The organism is Bartonella sp. AA86SXKL (assembly GCF_042196885.1).
On sequence record NZ_JBHIRE010000056.1, the window covers coordinates 1 to 3,585 of the forward strand.

Sequence of the window (3,585 nt, forward strand, 5' to 3'; positions counted from 1 at the left end):
GACGAAGCTTTGCCACCAGATCAATGCCGATATCATTTTTATTCCAACCTTCACGCTCTTCAGCCCATTCATAATAGGTTTCTACCTTTTCATATCGTCCATAATGGAGAGGGTCATGCATAAGATAAGCCATGACAAGATTTTCAAACAATGTTCCCAATTCACGGGGTGATTTTGCTTGTTGACGATAATATTCTAAGAGAGAGCGTAAAGTGACGTGTTCATTATCAGAATGATGAGGGCGAAGCATAAAGAATAAACTCCATGACAATATATTCTATTGATTAATTCTCTTCAAAAGAATCAAAATGAAGCTTATTAAATCCATTTTGAATGAATAGTGTGAAAAATTCGGAAAATGCTAAAAAGCGGATAAATTTTTTTCAAAAGGGGTCTTTAAGGCTGCTTATCAACAGCCCATGACATGGAATAAGATCAGCAAAGTAGTGAAATTTGCTATTCATTTCACGTATTCATCAAGATAAATGTACTATGGGCTTTAATATATCAGAATGAGTATTTTGATAGGTTTTGTCTGTTTTTAAAACCCCCAAAACACCTACAAAACCCTCTTAGATATATATTAAAAATTGTATTTATGTGTTATGTTTAATATAGGTTGTTTATTTGAAAGATTAACTTATTGAAATATAATAACTTTTATTTTTGACTAAAAAATATATATAAGGGGGGGTAAAAAGACCCCCCAAAACCCCCATACCCCCCCAAAAACTAATGATGGGAAGTGCTTTAAAGGTTCACTGTTATATTGTTTAATGTTTTATAAGATTTCCAAATTGCCTCAGTGTGATGTCTTATGACTTTTCACTAAAGGGTGCCATTCATAACGTATGGTAGGTCGACCGCCTTGGGAGTTATTCTCTCCAGAGATTTCACGAATATAGTTACAACGACATAAAAGCTCTAAAGCTTGCTTAACGGTTTGATTGTCTGTTAAATATTTCCAATCACGTTTATAAACATCCCTTGCTGTAAAAACATCGGGTAAACAATCACAACGCTCGACAATTAATTTTGCACGCTCTGCTGTTAATGTATCCCCCGCCGCATAAAGTCTTTTGGCATGACTTAACAGATAACTTGTCCAACGCAACGCTGTTGTGATGGCATAGAGTCCAATTTCTAAACGACCAGTGTCAAGAAGTTCAAAAATCAACGCAAGACTTGCTATGGTCTTTGGCATTTTTAAAAGATGCGATTGTAAGCTTTCTGAGTAACTACCTCCTTTTGCCTCTTTATGAAGATGCTCTAACCATTCATAAAACTTCACTTGTGCTTCAGCAGAAAAACGCATGATCAGTGGTTGTTCGGGAGAACCTAAGCGTTTATCACGAAAAGAGCGAAATACCCCTTCATACTTTTGCCAGACCTCTTGATTGGGCGGTTTATCAACCAATTGCCACTCTTTATTGTCATCGGGCCAGACAATCATTTGAAAGCGTTGCAATAAACCGTCATCGTTTATTCCACGGTGTATGGCTTGAATGAGCGGAATAATGCGTGAAGGTTGAATGCCTCCAATCATGGATAAAGTGACATAAGGGATAAAAATGGTTCCACGCTCTATACGGTCATAAGTAAATTGATCATCGCCATTAAAAGCTGTTAAATAAAAGGCGCGGTCTGATTGATATTCCTTTCTTTCTAGATTGGCTAAAAAGCCAGCCAATTCATCACGCACCATTAAGAGACCACGGGGGTTTTCTTTTAAGAGTTCCCCAAGCTTTTCAACAGACACATCATTGACAATAGTGTCATCTTCATTTTTACGAGTAGAAACTAAGCGGTGTGCAAAGTGCATTATGCAATCATATTCGCAATATTAGAAAAATAATAATTTATCATTATTTACTGATACGGAGCGCAGTATTGTAGAAAATAATTTTCTTCAATTACAAAATAAATAAAAATACAGTTGATTAAGGAAATTTTTTCTTTGTATGGAGCACACGTAAAATACGCACAACGCCATTTGAAATATCATAAATCATGATATAATTTGGATGTACAATAAGTTCACGTGTATTTACAATTCGTCCTAAACGACCAAGGGTAGGAAATTTAACAAGTTTTTCTACTTTTTCAGATAAAAGTTGATCAAACTTTAAGGCAGCGGAAGGATTATCTTGTGATATGTATTCACGTATCTTTTTGCGGTCAACGTGTGCTACTTGTGTCCAAATTAGCTTCATAAAGTTGATCTATCTAGTTTACTTTGTGTCTTTAAGCGCCATTCTTTTGCTTCTGCTTCGATTTCTTCAGAAGACATTATATCACTTGCATTAGCAGAATTTATCCCTAATTGAACTTGTTCCCGAAACCATAAATCGTATGCACTTTTTTCTTTTTGTTCTTTTACGATATCGCGCATATAATCGCGCAATAATTGTGCACCAGATCTATCACACGCCTTTGCTGCTTTGGAAAATTCATTTTTTAATACATCATCGACGCGAAAGGTAAATGTTGTCTCAGCCATTTTACGACCACTTAATGTGTTACAAAGTAGTTCTAATATAATGTATTTTTACTGTTTCTTCAATAGGTACTATTAGAATAGATATTTTATATCTATTTTGCATTTTCATAGGGTTGAAAGGGACGCCCATAAATCAACGGGCTCTGATAACAGCCCAGACAAAAGAGCCAGACCGGTTTCAATGCCTTCACAAATGACCAGATGTTTTGGATTGGCTTGGCTTAAATGCACCCCACCACCTGTTACAGATCCCAACATGGCTTTTGCTGGTTTCTGATCTGTTTTGCAGCCATTGTCTTTTAAAAAGGTTCTATGAATGGCAAAGGAACCAGCCCCCTTAACAAGAGCAATCAACGCGGGCAATGTACCCCCAGAGGGGTGTAGACATTTGTCGTAAAAGCGTAAATCTGTAGGCAAATCACATGTAATACCCCGCATACGTAAATAGGTTTCTGCTAAAGTATTTTTGATTGGTTGGCTTTGTTGCCAAATTGCTCTTTCTGCTTTCCTTTTTGCTTGTTTGAGATCAGCACAAAACTGTTTTGAGAAAGAGAGCGTCTGATCATAAGCTTGTTTTCCAAGCAATCCAATTCTAATAAGCGCTTGTATGATCTCTCTAAAAGAGCAGCCAGCATAACAAGTGAGTAAAAGACGCCCATCATTTCCATTAGAAATAGATAAACTAGGCAGCCTATCATCGTGAGCAGGGCAACGGGCTGTTCCATAACGCCCATGCCAAACCCCGCGCAAGGCACGTGTGATACCTTGCGCATTCTTAAAAGAACACATCATTGTAAATCCTATAACGTTGCGTCACAGGACGGATTGTGCTATCTCTAGGGTGATGAGTTTGAGAAAGCCTTGTCCGTCCTTACGTGACAAGGTTTTTTTTATGCCGCGTCACTTTGACGTTGCTGTTTTGCTTGCTCGATGACATTGATAAGATCCGATTGTAACCAACGGGACAAAAAACCAAATTTTAAAGGTTTTGGGAGAGAGCCATTGGTTACATGACGGCGGAATGTTGAGACACTCATATGAAGCAATTTTGCACTTTCACGGTCTGTCAAAAGAATATCATTTTC

4 protein-coding genes and 2 pseudogenes are annotated in these 3,585 nt (G+C 37.4%); all 6 read right to left on the reverse strand.

Annotated elements, in window-relative coordinates:
- On the reverse strand, nt 1–250 hold a 250-nt coding region (locus tag ACFIO5_RS09530; protein ID WP_522729877.1), incomplete at its 3' end, for a restriction endonuclease.
- Between the two features lie 552 nt (nt 251–802).
- Nucleotides 803–1,801: pseudogene (locus tag ACFIO5_RS09535) on the reverse strand (DUF3987 domain-containing protein); the annotation flags it as partial.
- A gap of 139 nt (nt 1,802–1,940) precedes the next feature.
- Nucleotides 1,941–2,213 (reverse strand): type II toxin-antitoxin system RelE/ParE family toxin, encoded by a 273-nt coding sequence (locus ACFIO5_RS09540; RefSeq protein ID WP_375610964.1) that lies wholly within the window; start codon nt 2,211–2,213, stop codon nt 1,941–1,943.
- Nucleotides 2,210–2,500 (reverse strand): CopG family ribbon-helix-helix protein, encoded by a 291-nt coding sequence (locus tag ACFIO5_RS09545; RefSeq protein ID WP_375610963.1) that lies wholly within the window; start codon nt 2,498–2,500, stop codon nt 2,210–2,212. Before ACFIO5_RS09545 ends, ACFIO5_RS09540 begins: the two co-directional genes overlap by 4 nt.
- A 111-nt stretch (nt 2,501–2,611) precedes the next feature.
- Nucleotides 2,612–3,292 (reverse strand): annotated as a pseudogene (locus ACFIO5_RS09550) (DUF7146 domain-containing protein); the annotation flags it as partial.
- Nucleotides 3,293–3,390: 98 nt separating this feature from the next.
- A partial coding sequence (locus ACFIO5_RS09555; protein WP_375683121.1) for a helix-turn-helix transcriptional regulator occupies nt 3,391–3,585 on the reverse strand: 195 nt, incomplete at its 5' end.